Source organism: Psychrobacter sp. AT9, from assembly GCF_047272965.1.
Taxonomy (GTDB): Bacteria; Pseudomonadota; Gammaproteobacteria; order Pseudomonadales; family Moraxellaceae; genus Psychrobacter; species Psychrobacter glaciei.
Window position 1 is genome coordinate 2,595,550 of sequence record NZ_JBKOTW010000001.1, and the last position, 21,700, is coordinate 2,617,249.

The window sequence follows — 21,700 nt, forward strand, 5'->3', positions numbered from 1 at the left end:
ATGATTGATCCATTAATTAAAACGCCAACCAGCCATACCTCTATGAATGGCGTGTCAGCAAAAGAATCACCATTGCTATTAGACATCGAGAACCTGTCCGTCACTTTTGGACAAGGGGTACGTGCTTTTCGTGCCGTCGATGATGTGTCATTGAAAATCACACAAGGCGAAGTCATCGCCGTGGTGGGTGAATCTGGCTCAGGCAAGTCCGTCACTATGATGGCGCTAATGGGACTGTTGCCACCCTCTGCAACCGTTCGCGCTCAGCGAGTGATGTTCGATAATAAAGACATGCTTAGTATGCCAGCCAAAGAGAAGCGCGGCATCATTGGCAAAGACATCTCTATGATTTTTCAAAATGCGATGTCTTGCCTAAACCCAAGCTTTACGGTTGAGATGCAGCTGGGCGAAGTACTACGCAAGCATCTTGGTTTGCGAGGGTCAGCTGTACAAACACGCATCTTAGAATTGCTAGAGTTAGTGGAAATGCCCGATGCAAAGAATCGTCTCAAGGTATATCCGCATCAGTTGTCAGGTGGTATGAGCCAACGGGTTATGATTGCGATGGCGATTGCTTGTGAGCCAAAACTACTCATCGCAGATGAACCTACTACTGCGCTCGATGTCACCGTACAAGCGCAAATCATGGACTTGCTGAGCCGATTACAACGCGAAAAACAAATGGCGATGGTACTTATTACCCACGACTTGGGTTTGGTCGCACAAAACTCGCGTGATGTTGCAGTCATGTATGCTGGGCAAGTGGTTGAAACCAGTACCGTGCCAGAGATTTTTCAAAATCCTGCGCACCCTTATACCGAGGCGTTGCTACAAGCCATCCCTGAACTGGCTATCGGTCAAGACCGACTGAATAGCTTACCCGGAGTCGTACCCAGTCAATATGATCGCCCAAGTGGTTGCTTACTGTCCCCTCGCTGCCCGTACAAAGAGTCCGCTTGCGAAGTACCACCGCCCATATTAGACACGCCTACTGGCAAGGTGCGTTGTATTCATGCTGATCCTTCTTCTCGCAACCCTACTTCTCACGCTGCTACATTGGAGTCACAAGTATGAATAATAAAGTGGTCCTAAAAGCAGACAATCTACACAAGCATTACCCCGTATCTCAAGGCTTAGGTAAGGCAAAAGCGTATGTTAAAGCCCTCAATGGTATCTCATTCGAGCTTGAAGCTGGCAAGACACTGGCCGTCGTTGGTGAATCAGGCTGCGGTAAATCCACGCTTGCCCGCCAGCTAACGCTGATCGAAGAGCCCACTCATGGTCAGCTATTTATCAATGATGAAGGCACCACTGACTATAGTAGAAAGGCGCTCAAAGAGCTGCGTACCGAAATTCAAATGGTCTTCCAAAACCCTTATGGTAGCTTAAATCCGCGCCATACTATTGGCTATCAATTGACTGAACCATTGGATATCCATACCAAACTCTCTAAAGAAGAGAAGCGTGACAAAATCAACGAGATGATGAGAAATGTTGGTCTACGTCCTGAACATGCTGGCCGTTATCCGCATATGTTTTCTGGTGGTCAGCGCCAACGGATTGCCCTCGCCCGCGCGATGATGCTCAACCCTAAGATTGTCGTCGCTGATGAGCCAACTTCCGCGCTCGATGTATCGATTCAGGCACAAGTCTTAAATCTATTTATGGATTTGCAGGATGAGTATCGTACCGCTTACGTTTTTATCTCGCACAACTTATCTGTCGTGCGCCATGTGGCAGATGATGTGATGGTGATGTATTTAGGTCAAGCTGTTGAGCACGGGCCGAAAGAAGCGATTTATAACGCGCCAAAACATCCATATACCATAGCCCTATTGGCTGCCGCGCCAACGGTAAATGGTCATAAGAATGATTTGACCCTACAAGGAGAGTTACCAAGCCCACTCAATCCACCAAGTGGCTGCGCCCTACACAAACGCTGCCCATATGCCAAGCAGCAATGCAGCGAAGTAGAGCCACAGCTGCGAGAGTGGGACGGTCGACTGGTTGCATGTTTACGTTTAGAAGAAATATATGGTTAAAGTAACTAAAGATTAGTCAATATTTACTACGCCGCGACACTTAGGAAACTGCGCGCACCCATAAAAGGACTGTCCTTGGCGTGCGCCTTTTTTGGCAACACGCTTGATCATCTCACCGTTACATCTCGGACAGGTTGGTGTTTGAATCAAATCAGCTGTATGGTCTATCACCACATCTGTCTCAGAGGAACTCGCTACTAGTTCAGGCTCTACAATTTCGAATGGCGTAAGAAACACTTTATCGGTAATATTATGCGGTGTAATTGTCTGCTGAGTACTCAAGCTATCAATTGGTAAATCGCTAGATTCAATCTCAGTCTGACCAGACCATCGCAGTACTTCTCTACTTTTTAGCGTGGCTCGTTTAGCGGTTTCTTTTACTATCGGCTCAAGTATTGGCTTATTAGCCATTTTAGCAACTGGCTTGTCATTAGCGTTATCGCTAGGCTGCTTATTTGACTGGCTATGCTTATCTTTCAGATAGGCCTTATGCTCTCTATTGGTTCGCCAAGACTTGCTAAATTTATTGCTGTTAATCTGCTCAACGATGGACTTAACCTCGTCTTCAGTCAGTATTTCATCCTGCTTTTTCTTAACATAAGACACCATACCACCTGTTAAGACGTGTTCGGGTAACTCATCACGGGTTTTTAACTCGCACTCACCAATGAAGGCAATCATCGAATGAAAATAGCTCAGCTCCAACCCTAATAAATCTGCAAGCGTCTTGATGTGCAGATAATTTTGGCGCAATGGGTTTTGGAATTTGAATTTACTGCCATTTGGGAAAGCTTGCGTCCACTGTCTTTGCTTTTCGCTACCATATATCCAGCCTTTATAGTTTTTGGTTTCGATGACAAAGATGCCGTATACAGAGACAATAATATGGTCGATTTGGGTACTACCGCCATTTGCTCTTGGCAAGGTAATACCGTTTAGTCGGTGATAAACGTTTTTTTCAAGCTTGATCCACATGGCGACATTGATGACGGTTTCACCTAAGAAACCTTTAAAGCTGGATTTTAGGGACATGGTGGCTTTCTCAAAAAACAATTCATTAGGTTGATATCTATTAAATAAAGAACTTAAACCCATATAAGACAGCTATGAATAAGATTACGGCAATGACAGTTTTCATGAAGCTTGTACTTTCTTGTCTTGCTTCTGCAAAATTCTGCTGAATTGAGGTTGCAACGAAGGCTATATCAGTTGAAGTAGGCTTATGGCTGTTAAAGGAGACTTCGCTAGCTAAGCTTGGAATATCATCAGTAAGCTCAGTCACTTGTGGCCGAAGGTGCTTCTCATACTTTTTCCAAGGATTGTCACTCTCATAAAGTTTTCGTACGCCGTAATACATATCTTCTTCAAAATAACTGTCTTGAATCCATTCATCATAATAAGCTTGCTCCCAAAACTTGGCAGGAAGTACAGTAACCTCAGCTGTTTCATCACTGATTAAAATAGGAAATGAGCTTTGCAAAATACCATTGGGTAAATGTAATCGCCAAACGAACAGACTGGTAGACTTTAGTGGTAAAGGCGTAATGCTATTAGGGATGTCAAAACCAAGCATTCTAGTATGTTCGTCAGTTATGTGCTCGGCATACTTTAATATTTCTATATCATCTGTATCAGGAATGGTATTTTTAAAAGTATAAAGTTTATGTGCAATTTCTGCTAGATAAGAAACTGGTGTTCGCCCTGTCGGATCGTATACTATTCCAGCAGGACAAGAGTATGCCTGATCAGAAGACCATAGCATTTTATTTGCTTGGACGACATGAGCCCATACTACTTTGCCTGTTTTATATAGCTTGGCCAATTGGTTGATCTGTTCATACAAGACGTCATCTTTCATCCATTTTGGAGGCATCATCTGTAAGTAAGCTAAATCCGCTCGATCTAAATTAGCAAATTCAATCTTTCTATCAAACTTCAACTCCATAATGGGTACGGGTGGCAAAGGCTGATTAAAATCTGTATTGCTTAATATAGTAGATGGAACTAGTTCCAACACACTTTGCCAAATTGTCTGGTCTTGTAATACCCCATCGTCACTAGCTATTATCAATGCTTGGTAAATCACTTGCTTAGGAACGAAAAAATCACACAAATCTTGGATATCACTATCAAACTCGACAAACATGTTTTCAGTCAGTGCGGCCTGTTCCCCTATACAATGATCGCTTGCATCAGGGTACCAAACTGGGGCTTCTCTACGAGCTCGTCCAATGATTTCACCTAAATAATAGCTCAATATCTCAATAGTCAAGCTATTGTGCAGCGGGTATTCTGAAGAAAAAATTCGATACTCTGTGAAGTCAGGTAGTCTTTTTTTAACCGTTAGCAACCACTCATCAATTCGCTTGAGACTATTTATTGAATAATCAAGATTGCAGTCACGAAGCTCTTTTTCATATATAAAGTCATGACGCTTGGTCAAATCATCTAACTCATTAGAACCCACCTTTTTTGACATGTCAGAAAAGAAATCATCTAACGCTAAGAGCACATTTACTGTTTCAACAGTCGGTTGATTAGACTTAAGGAATGGCTTTTGCGAGTTAATAGAATCAGTGTAATTTAGCATGTTGTTGTCTTAGAAGATGTGAGATTGAGTGACATGATTTTATCCCAGTGCAATAACACGACAAATCATAGCATTTAGCTAATTTGTCGTACCGTTCTATATATGCTGATTTTCTCTTTCGTTTGCATAGCGATATTATAAACATTTGTTATGATTATTACATCTAGATTAAGCTGTAAATAATTCCTCTCTAATCCACGATTTTAATATTGATTTTTATTATGAAATAGATGTTAGTTTTCAGGGTACGCCCAGCGAACCTATAAGATAAAAATTACGATGAAATTCTGAATAGCTCCTCATAGCATTGACAAATGACTGCCAAACATTTTTCTAAAAAATTGTTATCCACGTAAACCAGAGCTGCAATCTCTGATACATCACCTTCATTTCTAAATATTGAATTAGCTGGTGTGATTTCAAACGGTAGACTATTTCGTTTCTCTAAAAGTTTTGTATAGGACATACCTTTTCCATGCTTTAATACATTAATTGCGCAATAGAACTCTTCAAAACTTTCAAGTAGTTCCATCTTATTATGACTTTTAAGCTTTTGTTTTAACTCCTTAAAGGCTGAACCTTTCTCAATCTTGAGTTCCTTTTGAACTACTGCCTCAAATAGTGAAAACATTCCTATAGCGAAAATACTCCTCTCCCACTGCATCTTTTGAAGTGTTAGCACTAGCCTAGTTGAGCCTAAATTTTCAAGTTCATCACGAGTTAACTCTTCAACTCGATTAAAGTTTTCAATATTTGACTCTGTACTTTCAGATATGATTTGAATAAATGTTTGCATAATTTTCCTTGATCCACTTAGCAATAATATATTGTATTCCATTTTATTCATTCAAGTGCTCATAGCACACTATCAAAACGGTAACTTCAGTGTAAATTACATTTACCATCAAATCCTCAATTTGAAATACAGCTCCATACTGATTGCAGCAATTACCCTGTCGATGCCAATACTGATGCAGGTGAATCAAAAGAATTGCTCCAAAACTAAAGTCCAAACATAAAAAAGAGCCACTAGATTACTCTAGTAGCTCTTTTTTTACATACTAACTAAATTAGGTTTATTACACCAAACTATTTACCGCTTCAACCACAGCGTCAGTTGTAATACCAAACTCTTTGTATAACTGGTTTGCAGGAGCAGACTCGCCATAAGTGGTCATACCGATGACTTTACCATCTAGACCAACGAACTTATACCAGTAATCTACATGAGCCGCTTCGACTGCTACGCGGGCACGGATATTGGCAGGCAATACGGCTTCACGATAGCTAGTATCTTGCTCAACGAAAATCTCAGCACATGGCATAGACACTACACGGACGCCAACACCATTTGCGCTCAACGCTTCATACGCTTCCATCGCTAGGCCAACTTCTGAACCAGTAGCGATGATGATGGCTTGTAGCTCGCCTTGCTCTTTCGCCAGTACATAACCGCCTTTGGTGATGTTCGCTACTTGCTCGCTATCACGTGCTTGATGTGGCAAGCTCTGACGGCTAAAGATCAATGCTGATGGGTTGTTTTCTGATTTGATTGCTTCTACCCAAGCGCTTGCAGATTCAGTCGCATCACACGGACGCCATGTGCGTAGATTTGGCGTGGTACGTAGGCTAGTCAATTGCTCAACTGGCTGATGCGTTGGGCCATCTTCACCCAGACCGATAGAGTCATGCGTATAGACATGGATAACGCGCTGTTTCATCAATGCGCCCATGCGTACCGCGTTACGTGCGTATTCCATAAACATCAGGAAGGTTGCTACGTAAGGGATAAAGCCGCCATGCAATGCGATGCCATTGGCAATCGCGGTCATACCGAACTCGCGTACACCATAATAGATATAGTTGCCATCAGCATCTTTTTCGATACCCTTAGCGCCTTTAAATAGCGTCAGGTTCGAGCCAGCTAGATCCGCTGAGCCGCCTAGCAATTCTGGTAACAATGGCTGCAAGGTATTGATCGCATTTTGACTGGCTTTACGACTGGCAACATCGCCGCCCGCTTCTTGAGTTTGCTGAATATAGGCTTGTGCTTGGCTATCAAAATCAGCAGGCAAATCACCATTTAAACGGCGTAACAATTCAGATGCCAGTTCAGGATATGCTTTCTTATAAGCTTCGAAGTCAGCTTCCCAGTTCTTTTGTTGTACGTCACCTTTGGCTTTAGCATCCCACGCTTCATAGATTTCATCATCTAATTCAAACGGGGCATGCTTCCAAGACAATGCATCACGAGTCAAGGCAATTTCGTCATCACCTAACGGAGCACCATGACTGGCTGCTAGACCTTGTTTATTCGGGCTGCCCGCGCCAATCGTAGTTTTGCAAATCAGAAGACTTGGTTTAGTAGTTTCTTTAAGCGCTTGTTCAGTTGCCTGAGTGATTGCATCAGTATCATGACCATCTACTTTGATAACTTGCCAGCCGTAAGATTCAAAACGCGCTTGCGTATCATCAGTGAACCAGCCTTCGACATTACCATCGATAGAGATACCGTTGTCATCATAGAAGAAGACTAGCTTGCCAAGACCTAACGTGCCAGCCAATGAGCAAACTTCATGACTGATACCTTCCATCAAGCAACCATCACCTAAAAACGCGTAGGTGTTATGGTCAACGATGTTATGGCCTTCACGATTGAACTGTGCGGCTAGGGTTTTTTCAGCGATAGCAAAACCAACGGCATTAGCAATACCTTGACCTAGTGGACCAGTAGTTGTCTCGACACCTGGTGTATAGCCAAGCTCAGGATGACCTGGGGTTTTTGAATGCAACTGGCGGAAACCTTTCAGGTCATCGATGCTCAAATCATAACCAGATAAATGCAGCAATGAGTAAATAAGCATTGAGCCATGACCGTTCGATAAGACAAAGCGGTCACGGTTGTGCCACTGTGGATCGGTTGGGTTGTGCTTCAAAAACTTGCGCCACAGAACTTCAGCAATATCAGCCATGCCCATCGGAGCACCTGGATGACCAGAGTTGGCTTTTTGTACCGCGTCAAACGACAGTACACGAATGGCATTGGCTAATTTACGTTCGCTAATTGGAGCTGGCATAGAGTGTCCTAATATTCAAATGAGGGGTATGGCTGATAAGAGGAGAGTTTACTCAAAGGGTAATAAAATAAGGACGCAAAATGCGCCCTTACCGTGTTGGCTATAAAATCAAAGTGCAATATTAACATATTTGATGCAAGTCACGCCAAAAAATGGCATGGCTTAGCGATGAGTATTTCACAGTAATTTATATCAGTTTTATCAAACTACCCTATATTAAAAAACTGCGAGTCATCTTAGTAACTCACAGCTGGTATAAGCAAGGTAGCTATTAAACTGAAATCGTCTCAGCACCGCCCATAAACGGACGCAATACTTCTGGAATGGTGATACTGCCATCTGCGTTTTGATGATTTTCCATAACTGCCAATAGCGTACGACCAACGGCCAAACCTGAACCGTTCAAAGTATGAGCCAAGCTGGTTTGCTTGCCGTCTTTGACACGTGTGCCCATGCGGCGCGCTTGGAAGTCACCACAGTTAGAGCAGCTAGAGATTTCACGGTACGTATCTTGGCTCGGTAACCATACTTCGATGTCATAAGTCTTTTGTGCTGCAAAACCCATATCACTCGTACATAGCTGCACAGTGCGGTACGGCAGGTTCAACTGCTGCAAGATGTATTCAGCCTGTCCTGTCATCGCTTCTAGCAAGTCATCAGACTGCTCAGCCGTGGCAATATTGACCATCTCAACTTTTTCAAACTGATGCTGACGGATCAGACCACGGGTATCACGACCATGAGAGCCCGCTTCACTGCGGAAACAAGGCGTATGCGCGGTAAATTTAAGTGGCAGCTCGCTAATGTCCAAACGCTCGCCACGTACCAAGTTGGTCATGGGCACTTCAGCGGTTGGAATGAGATAGAAGTCCATGTCTTCATTGTTTGTGTGATTTTTCAATTTAAATAAATCATCTTCAAACTTTGGCAATTGCCCCGTACCTTTGAGGCTGTCTGAATTCACAATATAAGGCACATAGGTCTCAAGATAGCCGTACTTCATGGTATGCGTATTCAGCATAAATTGAATCAGTGCGCGATGCATCTGCGCCAACTGTCCTTTTAGCACATTAAAGCGACTGCCAGTCAGCTTAGTCGCCGCTTCAAAGTCCAGCATACCAAGTGTCTCGCCAATATAAGTGTGATCTTGAATCTCAAAATCAAACGTACGCGGCGTGCCCCACTTGCGAACTTCTACGTTGTCCTCTTCTGACGTACCCACTGGCACATCGGCTGCTGGAATATTAGGGATTTGCATGCCAGCTTTGGTGATGCGTTCCTGCAAAGTGCGCAGTTCATCTTCAGCAGCTTTAATCTCACCGCTGACACTTTGCATCTCAGCCAATAGCTCACTGGCATCTTCGCCTGATTTTTTTAGCGCGCCTACTTGCTTAGCACCAGCATTACGGCGCGACTGCAACTCTTCAGTTTTGATCTGCAAAGATTTACGTTCTGACTCGACCGTTTGCCAAAAATCCATGTCAAGTGCATAACCACGAGTGGCCAGCTGCTGTTGTAAATCGTTTAAATCGCCGCGTAAGAGTTTTGCATCAATCATAATAGTTGCCTGTAACACTAAAGGTGAGTAAAAGGGTTAAAAATATTATTAATATAATAATCGCTTAATGCCTGCGCCGCTATGTTTTGCATCAATCTGTCTTGTAGACGCTATAATACCAAGACGCAGCAGATTTGACCATGTTTTGGCTACTTTTGACTAAGTTCTCATCTATTACTTTTATTATCTATAGAAAATCACATTTGTCTTAAATACATGGCCTAACGTTCAGCTCACCCCAATAAGCCTCGCCCCTCTCTATTAATGCCATTAATATCGCGTCTATCAGCGAACAGACCTGCTTATATGTTTCATTTAGGAATACTTTTCGGTAAGATAAGCGCATACCTTTCTTACATTTTCAGCCAAGTACCGCATAGCTGCTCCACTTTGGCGATTTAAATCCAACACTTTTAACACAAGTATTTGAGAAACCTTTATGGCTCTGTATCCTTACACGCTCCAACCTGTCGCCTTAAACCTGACTGAGGCTGAATTTCACCAAGCACAGTATGAACTGTTTGCCAGTGCCAGCCCTTCATTTGGTCTATCAAGTTTAAAGACCAAAGAGTGGATCATCATGGCGGTGGTGGTGGTACTAGCCATTGCAGGGTTAATCTTTGTCACCGGCTATTCCACAATTATCTTTTGGGTCATGTTGGTTTCAGTAGTGGTCTATCTGTTGGTTCGCACTTTAGGTTTTAAATGGTATGTCAAAAGAGAGTTTGAAAAACAAGTGGCGGATCAAGAGATGCCAGATGAAATGCGCCAGATGAAGTTGGGTGTACAAAAGCATGGCTTAGTGATGGCAATGCCCGTCAATCAACCTGATATGATGAAAAACTCACAAATGCGTGGCATGCAAATGCGCGCGAGCAACACTCAACAAGCCGTTATACCTTGGACTGCTATCAAAAGCTGGGATGAAACAGACGACTATATCTTTATGATGTTTGAGATGAAAGGTCAACAAGGCAGTCAGATTGTCCCTAAACGTCTACAAGCACAAAAATTTCCTATTGATACGGTACGTCAGCATTTGCAAGAAGTGATTCCTTCTAAAGGTCTAAACCCTGAAAACTTGCAGCCACCAGCATAATGACAGTCAGGTCTCTTTAGCATTTGTATGCATGGTTGAGAGAGTTATTGTTGGTTTTATAAAACCAATCGTAAAATTACATTTATTAAATTTAACTTATTAATAATAGTTTGCTATTATTATAAGCATCAAAGGAAGAGATAGAGCTTACATTGATATATTTTATATATTGATTAACTAGAACTACTCTTCTTTATTTAATCCCGTATAACCACACTCACACTATAAGGATAATATTATGAGTAACGCTACTAACCAAATCGGCCTAGAAAAAGCAGATATGAGCGCTGTAATCACTGAGCTTAATAGCTTACTATCAAGCTATCACATGTTCTATATCAACGTCCGTGGTTACCACTGGAATGTCAAAGGTGAGCATTTCTTTACTTTGCACCCACAGTTTGAAGCGCTGTATACCAGCCTACAAGTACAAATCGATGAAATCGCTGAACGTATCTTGACGTTAGGTGGTACACCACTCCACGCGTATAGCGACTTTACTCAGCATACGAGTATCAAAGAAGACAAAAACGTCAAAGATGGCAATACTTGTGTGAAAGGCGTAGTAACTGGCCTACAAGAGCTGATTTTAGAGCAACGTAAAGTATCAGCGTTGGCAGCAGAAAGTGAAGATCAAGGCACCGCTGACCTCGTAGATGCCTATGTGCAAGAGCAAGAAAAGCTGATCTGGATGTACAACGCTTTTTTGGGTTAATAACAATCAGATCACGATAATTTAAATAATAGTCGAATGTAGAACAATAAAAAGCACCCGATATGGGTGCTTTTTTATTATCAATAATTTTTTATTATTATCAATACTTTATAGAGTATTGATTTACTGTTGAATCCACTGACGCATTTTTTCGCGCTCTGCAGGGGTTGCTTGTAGCCAAACCTGCATAAATGCATCTAACGTGTTGGTAGAGGTATTCACACTCGTAGCCTGTCTAACAGGAGCCGTTGGCGCTATGCTGACGTTGCTTTGGGCAGTAACTGATGGCTGACCAATAGCCGCAATCGCACGCTGGTTTTGTAATTCTGCATCAGTGCTACCACCAAATACACCGCCTATCGCTTTGCCCAATCCAGCAAATAAACCACCGTCGTTGTTTGCAATGCTTTTTTGACTAGCGACAATAGTATTGTTCTGCTGCACTGCGAGGGTTGGTTGATCCGCATACTCTTTGGCTGCTTCATATTTTTCTGGTTGATTGGGCATGGTCAAGCGGTATGTCTGATTGTCTGCCAACTCTGCTGTCACGCTAATATTTCCTGAACGCAGATAATCATGTTCGTCGCGAGGTAACTGATACAGTCGGTCATATTTCGCGGTGATAGCGTGCTGACCAGGCTGCAAAGTGAATTTTTTGGTCAATGGCTGAAAGGCACTCTGTTGAACTTCTTGACCATTAATGGCGGTCACCTTGATATAGTCATCGACGAGCAAAGTAACAGCAGCATGTGAGAGCATAGACACCGATCCTGCACTAATTAGTAAGGTGCTGATGGTCAGTTTTTTTAGTAAAGAAGCATTGGTTTTCATAAGTGGTTCCATTGATAATAAAGGCATTGATAACAGCGGTATTTTGAATAAAATGAATTACATTTTGAATATTAAAAATCGAGTGGCATCGTATGTTGGTCTTGACTGGCGGCATCATTGTCCACTTGCGTTTCTTGGGCAATATCTGCAAGCTCCGCCGCTAGCGTTTGCTCATCAATCGTACGCAAAGCATCACTGATTACCGCCTTAGAGATATTACTACGCCCTAGGTTTGAGAACATCGGCTGGATGTAATTGAGCACCTCCATCATGGCACCGATACGATGCGGCCCTTCGGTAAGTAGATAATCGATAATACGCTCATCAAACTGCCAACCGCGACGACGCAAGATAGACTGCAACAAGGCTTGACGGTCAGCAAGATCGTGACCATTTGGTACTTTAAAAGTAGGCGCTTGTGCCAAACGAGTGAGCAGGTCTGTCAGCTGAAACGGTAAGTCAGTGGCAGATTTATTGGCGGCAAATAATAACTGACGCTGACCTTCACGGCTGCGATTGATCAAATGGAATAAGGCTTCTTGCCATTGACTGCTCTGCTCCAGCACTTCCAAATCATCGATTGCGATAAGGTCGAAGTTCTCTAAAGATGAGAGCACATGGACATCGGCATGAATCAATTCGTTGAGTGACAAACAAATCGCGGATTTGTCCATTTCAATGAAAGACTCACAAATAGCGGATAGTAAATGGGATTTGCCAGTAGCGGGGCTGCCAAACAGGTACAATTGGCCAATCAGGCCGACATGTAGCTGCCGCACTGCATCAATAATCGACATCCAACCGGGACCGGCAAAGTCACTGAGACTCGCATCATGCTTAATGTCCAGATTGAGACTTAGCTGGGCTTCTGCCATGAATCATCAACTCGGTTTGCGTAGCGCAATAGGTAGAAAAGGAAAAAGGTTCGGTAACTTTTAAACAGGCTTAATCAAAAACGCTTAAACAGATTTGAAGTTTCAATCAAGCTTAGTTTAACCTGACAATTATCAAAACTGACGACGCTTATCAAAACCATCATAGTAACGGCTATTACCGCTACTACTGCGCCTATATATAACATATTTGCAAAATGACTGACAAGTCTTTTACTTACTAAGCTTTGTCAGTCATCATCCATCAAGCCCAAATTTTATGCTTATTGTCTAATAAATTTATCAACTTTCAATGACAAGATGTTCATTATTTTTTAAATAACACCAACTGTTTCCGACCTTTATAAAAGTCCGTGGAGAGATAATAACTGTACAAATGGCGGAATAATACATTAATGACCGCGGATACTGGTAGCGCGATAAGCATACCAACGAAACCCAATAGGCTCGCGCCAGCTAGTACCGCGAATATGACCCATAATGGTGACAATCCAATCTTATCACCTAATAATAAAGGCTGTAGGATATAGCCCTCTGCGGCTTGTCCTACTAAAAATGCACCAACGATCAATGACAGATATGTCCAATTTAAGCCGAATTGGAACAAACAAGCGATAATTGCCGCGATAAAACCAATACCAAAGCCCAGATAAGGTACGAAGCTGGCGATACCAGCCACCATCCCGATAATAAGACCTAGCTCCAGCCCAATAAGTTGTAGCTGTACGGCATAAATGGCACCCAATAAAACCATCACCAACAACTGACCTTTGATAAACGCCATTAATGCCCGATCACACTCTTGGGCAATACCAATGACTTTTTTGCAGTATGGTGCTGGAATCGCCATCTTCCACATCTGCAGGCGTTTGTCCCAATTGAACAAGAAATAAAAGGTCAAAATGGGCACTAAAACAATCAATCCTGCATTATTGATAAAACTCATACTCGAAGCAAGCACTTGACTCATCATCGAGCTGGCATCAGAGAACTTATAGTGCGTTTGCAGGTATTCAACCAACGTTTCAGAGACGCCCTTCGCTTCTAGTAGGGGCAAGCGGATATTGGTATTGGCGATCAACCACTGGCGTACTACCTCATTGTACCAGCTCAACACTTTAGGCAAATATTCCCAAGCCGCTTGTAGCTGATGCCATAATGTTGGTATCAACCACCAAAGCAGCAGTACCATCCCCAAGGTAATGGTAGAATAGACAATAATAATGGCTATCCAGCGTTTGATGTATTTCGAGAGACGCTTAACCAGCGGATTGAATAAGTAAGCGAGCACAAAAGCAAAAACGAACGGCAGAATGACTGGTAGCATTAAATACAGCAAAACGAAGGTGATGATAAGCGCGACGACGATAAATAAGCGCCGAAAAAAAGGGTCAATCGATTGGTTGATCATTAAGGGCTATCCTACAAGTAAGCTGATATCGATAACTTATCGTTAAAAAGGCAATTTTATTGCTACCAAATAACTGTCTGGTTATCTTTACGTCTATAAATTCTAAGTGCTTTGATTCTAAGTACTTTATTATCGCAGAGTAGATAAAAAAAGCAGTCATTTTTTGTTTCTTAGCGTTTAATTTGTCGCTTATCTTTAATCTTAGCCGAATATTGGCAAGTTGCTTTGCGAGTGAGGTCTATTATTAGGTATAATGCGCCCACTATCTTCGAACTTTATAACCTTGATTTTTGCATAATCAATTACTTTACCTTTTAATTCTAATTATATTCCCCAACTGTGAGATGACTATGAGTGACAAGCCTTCGTTAAGCTACAAAGATGCCGGCGTTGATATCGATGCAGGCGATGCATTGGTGCAGCGAATCAAGTCCGTAGCAAAAGCCACGACTCGTCCTGAAGTCGTGGGTGGGTTGGGTGGTTTTGGCGCGTTGTGCCGTATTCCAACAGGTTACACCTCACCTTTATTAGTCTCTGGTACTGACGGTGTCGGTACTAAGCTCAAGCTTGCCTTACAGCTGAATCGTCATGAGACGATCGGCATCGACTTGGTAGCGATGTGTGTCAACGATTTATTGGTGTGTGGTGCTGAGCCTTTATTCTTTTTAGATTATTATGCAACTGGTAAACTCGATGTCGATGTCGCTGCTACTGTCGTCAGCGGCATTGGTGATGGTTGTAAGCTGGCTAATTGTGCACTTATCGGTGGCGAAACCGCTGAGATGCCAGGCATGTATCAAGACGATGATTACGATCTTGCTGGATTTTGTGTGGGCGTGGTCGAAGAAGCGGAAGTCATCACTGGCGAAAATGTCGCAGAAGGCGATGTTTTAATCGCTCTTGCCTCAAGTGGCGCGCATTCTAATGGCTACTCACTAGTGCGTAAAGTCATCGAAGTCAGCGGTATTGATGTCACTAGCAGCAATGAGCAGTTAGATGGTCAATCTATTCAAGACGCGCTGATGGCACCGACACGCATCTATGTCAAAGCCATTAAAGCCCTACAAGATACCCTTGGTAGTTCAGCCCTCCATGCTATGTCGCATATTACTGGTGGTGGCTTAACGGATAACTTACCGCGTGTATTGCCTGAAACGCTAGCCGCTAGCATCGATACCAATAGCTGGCAGTTTTCAGAGCTGTTCACTTGGTTGCAAACCCAAGGTAATATCGAGCAAAGTGAGATGTACCGCACCTTTAACTGTGGCGTTGGTTTTGTGATTGTTGTGCCTAAAGCGCACGCTGACAAGGCGATTGAAACATTAAATGATGCTGGTGAGAATGCTTGGAAACTGGGTGAGATGATCAATCGTGAAGCCGACGCAGTGGTATACCGTTAATGTCCCTTGATCAATCAAGCCAACCCATCAAGCCGTTACGTATTGCCGTGCTAGTATCAGGTAGTGGTAGCAATCTACAAGTCTTAATAGATGCGATGCAAGCAGGCGCGCTACCGATTGAAATAGTAGGTATCATCAGCAACCGTGAAGATGCCTACGCTATCAAGCGTGCTGAGCAAGCCAACATACCTGTCGCCGTGTTATCGCACACTGATAGCGGTAAGCGCATGGCTATCAAAACCTTTGAGAGCCATGCTAGTGCCCAATTAACGGCGTGGCAACCTGACTTAATTGTTTTGGCTGGATTTATGCGAGTGCTGAGCGGCTCATTTATCGATAATGCACCAGCACCGATGATCAATCTTCACCCTTCTCTGCTGCCTGTTTATAAGGGGTTAGATACTCATCAACGAGTGTTGCAAGCGGGTGAACGTCATCATGGCTGTAGTATCCATGTCGTCACCGCTGAGCTTGATGCAGGTCAAGTGTTAACCCAAGCGGTATTGAACGTCAATATTAACGACACAGTAGAAAGCTTACAGTCAAGAGTACAGAAGCTTGAACACCAGCTACTGCCGTGGACGATTTTACTGTTAGCAAAAAATGTGTTATCGCTAGAAGTAGACAACATCTCGTCAAAGGCTACAACTTACTTGCCAGCTTTGCCTTTACAACTATTTATAGACGTATAAAAAATTCAGTTTGCTGAGTTATTTTTTTATAACGTAATTTATATAACACAATAAAAAGCCCAGTCACTCATAACGAGTAACTGGGCTTTTTTTATTTAATGACCATTTATATTTTAAAAATATAAACAATCATAAGCATGTTGGTATGTATTCTTAAAATACATGAACACCTTTGATGTTGACGAACTCTTTCACACCAAAGCCACCGTGCTCACGACCATAACCTGAGTTTTTCACGCCGCCAAAAGGCAGTGCAGGATTGGCAAGACCGTAACCATTGATGTAAATCATACCTGTGTCGAATTGCTCACGTGCTAAACGAATGGCTTTCTCTTCATCTTTAGAGAAGATAGCACCACCTAAACCGTAGCGACTGTCGTTGGCAATACGCATAGCATCTTCTTCGTCTTTGGCACGAATGAGTGACGCGACAGGACCAAACAGTTCGTCGTCATATGCAGGCTGACCTTTTTGCACATTTTCTAGAATAGTTGCTGGGTAGAAACTGCCTTTACCTTCAGGAACTGTACCACCAACAGCGATGGTTGCACCTTTAGCCACACTCTTTTCTACTTGATCGTGGAGCTGCTCTCGTAGATCTATACGTGCTAGAGGACCGATGTCTGAACTGTCATCCATTGGGTCACCAGCTTTTGTGCCTTCAAACTTTTCGACGATGCGCTTACGGAATTCATCATACACGCTATCGACGACGATGAAGCGTTTGGCAGCCACACAAGTTTCGCCGTTGTTGATCAAGCGAGCTTGAGCACAAGTTTCTACTGCCACTTCTATATCAGCATCTTCTAATACGATAAATGCATCATTTGAGCCAAGCTCTAACACGGCTTTTTTGATCGCTTTAGCAGCTTGTTGTCCAACGATAGCACCAGCTGAGTCACTACCAGTCAATGTCACACCGCGTACTTTATCATGTCCAATCAACGCTTCTGATTGGTCATGATCAATGATAATAGTGCGGAACAAATCGCTTGGCAAGTCAGATTCGTGAAGTATTTTCTCTATCAATAAGCCTGAACCCGTCACGTTAGACGCATGCTTTAGCAGGATACTGTTACCAGCCATCAAGTTGGCAATGGTATAGCGAAATACCTGATATGCTGGGAAATTCCAAGGCTGCATACCGTAGATAATACCGATAGGCTGATACGATACGATACCTTTTTTCATACCTTCGATATCACGTACATCGTCCGCTAAAGAAGCAACACCATTTTCAGCCGTATAATCACAGATTGCTTTACACAGGTCCAACTCTTGTAAACTCTGGCTATAAAGCTTGCCACGCTCTTCGGTCATTAGCTTAGATAGCTCTTCTTTATATTCCATCAGCTTATCACCGATAGATTTGATGGCACGACCACGTTCTTCGTGACTCACCTTGCGCCATTCTAAAAACGCATTGTGTGAGGCATCAACAATTTTGTTGACCTCATCTGTACTCATGTAATCGTAATTTTTGATCTCTTCGCCCGTGGTTGGGTTGATAGTAGTAATGTCTGACATAATTGCTGCCCTTGTTATTTGGTTTTATATATTTGAATTTTATATATTTAGTATAGTCGTGACTTTCAGTGTAGTCGTGACTTTCAGTGTAGTCGTGACTTTCAGTGTAGTCGTGACTTGCAGTGTAGTCGTGACTTGTAATTATTTAGTTGTCACGCTGATAGAACGACATGTCGGTAAGTCGTCTTCCATCTGCAGCTATAATAACAAGGTAATCGGCGAAGAGTTTTACAATATATTGTGAAGTGTGTTGAAGATGTTAATAGTGTGACTATCTTATTAATAAATAATTAAATATTGAATAATCATTTTTAGAAAAACTAAACAAAAAAAACCAGCCTAATTGTAAGGCTGGTTCATGGTCTGTACTAAATACGAGCTCGTTAACGGTATTTTAAGTAGTTCAATAACTGACTATATTGATTGCATAATTGCTTAAAAACCAATTAAAACAAATGATTAATAATAGGAATGTCTTGCGGTGGATTTTCTTCTTCGTCAACGATTTGACGTGCCACATGCATGATAAGCTGACGCAACCATCTATGTGCTGGATGATGCTGTAACAAAGGTGACCACGCCATGGTTAGCTCAAACTCAGGGATAAAAAATGGTGGCTCTTCCATCTTTATACTGTCGTTGTTGGCCTGCATTTTTGCCACACGGGTGGGCAATGTCGCGATCAAATCTTTATTGGCTGCCAGCATAGCCGGCATTTGGTAATGACGGGTAAAAACGCTGATTTGGCGCTTTTGTCCCAAACGTTGCAGTGCTTGATCGATAGAACCTAACCCGCCAGATTTTTCTGGGTTGACCCCAAACCCTACGCCCATCCCTGTTTTGGACACCCAAACGTGCTGCGCTTTTAGATAATTTTTGAGATTGAAGCGGTTGGCATAAGGGCTGTCAGAAGACAATAAACAGCTAAAAGTATCACGCCAGACCAACACTTGGTGAAAGCTTTGCGGTATTTCATTAAAGCGGTTGATGGCCAAATCCACGCGCCCCTGCTCCATATCGCGATAAGAGACATCGGATGGCGTCAAGAAATCCAAGATGACATTGGGTGCTTCAGACCGTAATGCTTTTACCAGTTTGGGTACTAAGGTCGCCTCTGCATAGTCTGAGGTCATGATACGAAAGACACGTGAGGTACTATAAGGGCGAAATTCGGTACGTGGCTCTAGAACTTGGGTCAAGTCAGCCAATATCTCGCGGATACGGGGCTGTAGCTCAAGCGCGCGCTCGGTTGGCGTCATGCCTTCTGAGGAACGTACCAGTAATGGATCGTTAAATAGTTTACGCAAACGCCGTAAAATATTGCTCATAGCAGGTTGAGTAATGCCAAGCTGCTCGGCAGCACGTGTCACGTTTTTTTCTCGTAACAATACATCTAAATGTACCAATAAATTTAAATCAACCCGCTGCAAATTCATATATATTTCTCTTTGCCTTAGAATAAATACCATTATAAATATTGGTATTTTTAATGCTGTCATAGAGACTTATTCTCTAGAACCGCACAATATCGTTGTTTTTTTGATTAAAATTTTCTAGTATTTGCCAATTATAACGCAAACCAGCAATCATAAGACATTGTTTTTTATATATTATAACTAAATAAAATACCCAAGATAACTATCATAAATTAGATAAATCTTGGTAAGGCAGTTATAGTAAGTGACACAGACAAGTCGTCATGTAAGCAAGAAACTGTCGGTTGAGATGCTGATTATAAGCCTTACTGACCAACACTATATTTTAATGGTCTATATCGATAGCAAAACATAATGAATTGACCATCAATACTACTAAATTAACTTTTAGACGATTATATTTTTTAGACGATAGCATCATTGATTATTGTAACACCTCTCATCGCCAATTATGAAATCACAACTCTATAATTGTTTTGGCAGTCTATAAAACATACTGAATGAGCGCAAAGTTATCGCCCTGTACCAGACAATTTGTCAACTGCTGAGTTCAGCAAATTCCTTGTGTTTATAGATAGGTTTGTTTAGGGTAAGTGGAGCTACGTTTGATAGACATTTATTTTTGGCGAATATAACCATCCATCCTTTTTAGTGATGTCCATTCTTATAAGATGTCGATAACGTTAATAAAATCTTATTCTATTTCTTTTAATAACAGACAGTCGTAATCATTTTTTATCACTTAATTTTTATCGTTTTTACACCCCACCAAGGAGACTATATATGTCAACTGTTTATAAGTCAGCGATCGATCTAGTACGTGAATTAAAGCAAAAACACGGTAACTGGCAAAATATCAGCGAAACTGATGCTGCACGTATGATGGCACAAAACCGTTTCAAAACCGGTTTAGATATTGCAAAGTATACTGCAAAAATCATGCGCCAAGACATGGAAGACTATGACAACGATACGTCTCAGTACACTCAGTCTCTAGGTGCTTGGCATGGTTTTGTTGCACAACAAACGATGTATGCTAAGAAAAAATACTTTGGTACTACTGCTAAAACTTACATCTATCTATCAGGTTGGATGGTAGCAGCACTACGCTCTGAGTTTGGTCCTCTACCTGACCAATCTATGCACGAAAAAACGTCAGTACCTAAGCTAATCGCAGAGATCTATACGTTCTTACGTCAAGCTGATGCTAAAGTATTGAATGACTATTTCCGTGAGCTAAACGCTGCTGAAGAAGCGGGTCAAGACACCTCAGCCATTCTAGAAAAAATCGAAAACTTTGATTCGCATGTTGTGCCAATCATTGCTGATATCGATGCTGGTTTCGGTAACGAAGAAGCGACTTACTTGCTAACTAAGCAAATGATTGAAGCGGGTGCTTGTGCTATTCAGGTTGAAAACCAAGTATCTGATGCTAAGCAATGTGGTCATCAGGCTGGTAAAGTAACTGTACCGCATGAAGACTTCATCTCAAAAATCAATGCTATTCGTTATGCATTCTTAGAGCTTGGTGTTGAAGACGGTGTTATCGTTGCTCGTACTGACTCTGAAGGCGCGTCACTTACGCAAAAAATCCCAGTATCAAATGAGCCAGGCGATCTTGCTTCTAAATATATCGATTTTATCGAAATGGAAGAAGTAACGCTAGAAGATGCTCTAGAAAACGATAGCTTGCTTAAGCACAACGGCAAACTAGTACGCCCTGTTCGCTTGCAAAACGGCTTGTATCAATTCCGTGAAGACACTAACATCGATCGCGTTGTACTTGATTGCGTAACTGCTCTAGAAAACGGTGCTGATCTACTATGGATCGAAACGCCTACGCCAAACGTTGAACACATCAAAATGATGGTTGATCGTATTAAAGAAGAGCAACCAAAAGCGAAGCTGGTTTATAACAACAGCCCATCGTTCAACTGGACGCTAAACTTCCGTAAGCAAGTTATCGCTGAATGGGAAGAAGCTGGTAAAGACGTTTCAGCATACAACAAGAATGACTTGATGAGCGCTGATTATGACGGTACTGAATTGGATGCAGCAGCTGATGAAGCGGCTAAAAACTTCCAAAAAGACGCGTCACGTGAAGCTGGTGTATTCCATCACTTAATCACCTTACCGACTTACCACACGACTGCTCTTAGCGTTCATGAACTTGCTAAAGGCTACTTCGGTGAAGAAGGTATGCTTGCTTATGCTGCTGGCGTACAACGTAAAGAAATCCGTGAAGGCATCTCTTGTGTTAAGCACCAAGCAATGGCAGGTTCTGACCTTGGCGATGATCACAAAGAAATCTTCTCAGGCGATAATGCTCTGAAAGCTGGCGGCGGCAAGAACACAATGAACCAGTTCTAATCACCGACACTTTGTAAGTAGTTTTTATCAGTAAAAGTTATAAAAAAAGCCGCCCTACA

At 42.4% G+C, this 21,700-nt stretch carries 17 protein-coding genes; 7 read left to right on the forward strand and 10 right to left on the reverse strand.

What is annotated here, in order from left to right:
* On the forward strand, positions 1 to 1,074 hold the full coding sequence (locus tag ACMFL8_RS10850; RefSeq protein ID WP_413190981.1) for an ABC transporter ATP-binding protein: 1,074 nt from the start codon (positions 1 to 3) through the stop codon (positions 1,072 to 1,074).
* Entirely contained in the window at positions 1,071 to 2,042 is a 972-nt protein-coding gene (locus ACMFL8_RS10855; RefSeq protein ID WP_413190982.1) for a peptide ABC transporter ATP-binding protein, read from the forward strand. The genes ACMFL8_RS10850 and ACMFL8_RS10855 overlap by 4 nt, the downstream gene beginning before the upstream one ends.
* Before the next feature lie 12 nt (positions 2,043 to 2,054).
* Here the strand turns inward: ACMFL8_RS10855 and ACMFL8_RS10860 are convergent, their stop codons facing one another.
* From ACMFL8_RS10860 to serS, 5 genes are all read right to left on the reverse strand, one after another.
* Positions 2,055 to 3,074 carry an NERD domain-containing protein gene (locus tag ACMFL8_RS10860; RefSeq protein ID WP_194619105.1) on the reverse strand — a complete coding sequence of 340 codons (1,020 nt, stop codon included), beginning with the start codon at positions 3,072 to 3,074 and terminating at the stop codon, positions 2,055 to 2,057.
* A 40-nt stretch (positions 3,075 to 3,114) separates the two neighbouring features.
* The gene (locus ACMFL8_RS10865) at positions 3,115 to 4,632 is read right to left on the reverse strand and encodes a hypothetical protein (RefSeq protein WP_413190983.1); all 1,518 of its coding nucleotides are present in this window, start codon (positions 4,630 to 4,632) and stop codon (positions 3,115 to 3,117) included.
* Positions 4,633 to 4,906: 274 nt separating this feature from the next.
* Positions 4,907 to 5,428, reverse strand: coding sequence for a hypothetical protein (locus ACMFL8_RS10870; RefSeq protein ID WP_413190984.1), 522 nt, complete (start codon positions 5,426 to 5,428; stop codon positions 4,907 to 4,909).
* Between the two features lie 283 nt (positions 5,429 to 5,711).
* Positions 5,712 to 7,709: a transketolase gene (gene tkt / locus ACMFL8_RS10875; protein ID WP_413190985.1), complete on the reverse strand. Its 1,998-nt coding sequence runs from the start codon at positions 7,707 to 7,709 to the stop codon at positions 5,712 to 5,714.
* Between the two features lie 271 nt (positions 7,710 to 7,980).
* Positions 7,981 to 9,267: a serine--tRNA ligase gene (gene serS, locus ACMFL8_RS10880; RefSeq protein WP_194619112.1), complete on the reverse strand. Its 1,287-nt coding sequence runs from the start codon at positions 9,265 to 9,267 to the stop codon at positions 7,981 to 7,983.
* A gap of 439 nt (positions 9,268 to 9,706) precedes the next feature.
* Between serS and ACMFL8_RS10885 the strand changes: the two genes are divergently transcribed.
* Both ACMFL8_RS10885 and ACMFL8_RS10890 read left to right on the forward strand, forming a co-directional pair.
* Positions 9,707 to 10,366 carry a YcxB family protein gene (locus tag ACMFL8_RS10885; RefSeq protein ID WP_240215358.1) on the forward strand — a complete coding sequence of 220 codons (660 nt, stop codon included), beginning with the start codon at positions 9,707 to 9,709 and terminating at the stop codon, positions 10,364 to 10,366.
* A gap of 238 nt (positions 10,367 to 10,604) precedes the next feature.
* Entirely contained in the window at positions 10,605 to 11,081 is a 477-nt protein-coding gene (locus tag ACMFL8_RS10890; RefSeq protein WP_413190986.1) for a Dps family protein, read from the forward strand.
* Positions 11,082 to 11,204: 123 nt separating this feature from the next.
* On the opposite strand, the gene ACMFL8_RS10895 is transcribed toward ACMFL8_RS10890, so the two are convergent.
* The 3 genes from ACMFL8_RS10895 to ACMFL8_RS10905 all read right to left on the reverse strand — a co-directional run bounded on the left by ACMFL8_RS10895 (position 11,205) and on the right by ACMFL8_RS10905 (position 14,216).
* Positions 11,205 to 11,912, reverse strand: coding sequence for a DUF2057 family protein (locus ACMFL8_RS10895; RefSeq protein WP_189580170.1), 708 nt, complete (start codon positions 11,910 to 11,912; stop codon positions 11,205 to 11,207).
* A 71-nt stretch (positions 11,913 to 11,983) separates the two neighbouring features.
* On the reverse strand, positions 11,984 to 12,787 hold the full coding sequence (gene hda, locus ACMFL8_RS10900; RefSeq protein WP_010196392.1) for a DnaA regulatory inactivator Hda: 804 nt from the start codon (positions 12,785 to 12,787) through the stop codon (positions 11,984 to 11,986).
* A 325-nt stretch (positions 12,788 to 13,112) separates the two neighbouring features.
* Entirely contained in the window at positions 13,113 to 14,216 is a 1,104-nt protein-coding gene (locus tag ACMFL8_RS10905; RefSeq protein WP_010196390.1) for an AI-2E family transporter, read from the reverse strand.
* Positions 14,217 to 14,566: 350 nt separating this feature from the next.
* On the opposite strand from ACMFL8_RS10905, the gene purM reads away from it, so the two are divergent.
* Together purM and purN are read left to right on the forward strand one after the other, a co-directional pair.
* Entirely contained in the window at positions 14,567 to 15,616 is a 1,050-nt protein-coding gene (purM, locus tag ACMFL8_RS10910) for a phosphoribosylformylglycinamidine cyclo-ligase (protein WP_194619116.1), read from the forward strand.
* Positions 15,616 to 16,308 (forward strand): phosphoribosylglycinamide formyltransferase, encoded by a 693-nt coding sequence (purN, locus tag ACMFL8_RS10915; RefSeq protein WP_201593683.1) that lies wholly within the window; start codon positions 15,616 to 15,618, stop codon positions 16,306 to 16,308. The genes purM and purN overlap by 1 nt, the downstream gene beginning before the upstream one ends.
* Positions 16,309 to 16,461: 153 nt before the next feature.
* On the opposite strand, the gene ACMFL8_RS10920 is transcribed toward purN, so the two are convergent.
* Both ACMFL8_RS10920 and ACMFL8_RS10925 read right to left on the reverse strand, forming a co-directional pair.
* Complete coding sequence (locus ACMFL8_RS10920; protein ID WP_189580158.1) at positions 16,462 to 17,835, reverse strand: NAD-dependent succinate-semialdehyde dehydrogenase; 1,374 nt, start codon at positions 17,833 to 17,835, stop codon at positions 16,462 to 16,464.
* A 446-nt stretch (positions 17,836 to 18,281) separates the two neighbouring features.
* Positions 18,282 to 19,271 carry a LysR family transcriptional regulator gene (locus ACMFL8_RS10925; protein ID WP_010196381.1) on the reverse strand — a complete coding sequence of 330 codons (990 nt, stop codon included), beginning with the start codon at positions 19,269 to 19,271 and terminating at the stop codon, positions 18,282 to 18,284.
* A 783-nt stretch (positions 19,272 to 20,054) separates the two neighbouring features.
* Between ACMFL8_RS10925 and ACMFL8_RS10930 the strand changes: the two genes are divergently transcribed.
* Positions 20,055 to 21,641, forward strand: coding sequence for an isocitrate lyase (locus ACMFL8_RS10930; RefSeq protein ID WP_189580155.1), 1,587 nt, complete (start codon positions 20,055 to 20,057; stop codon positions 21,639 to 21,641).
* The last annotated feature ends 59 nt before the right edge of the window (positions 21,642 to 21,700 follow it).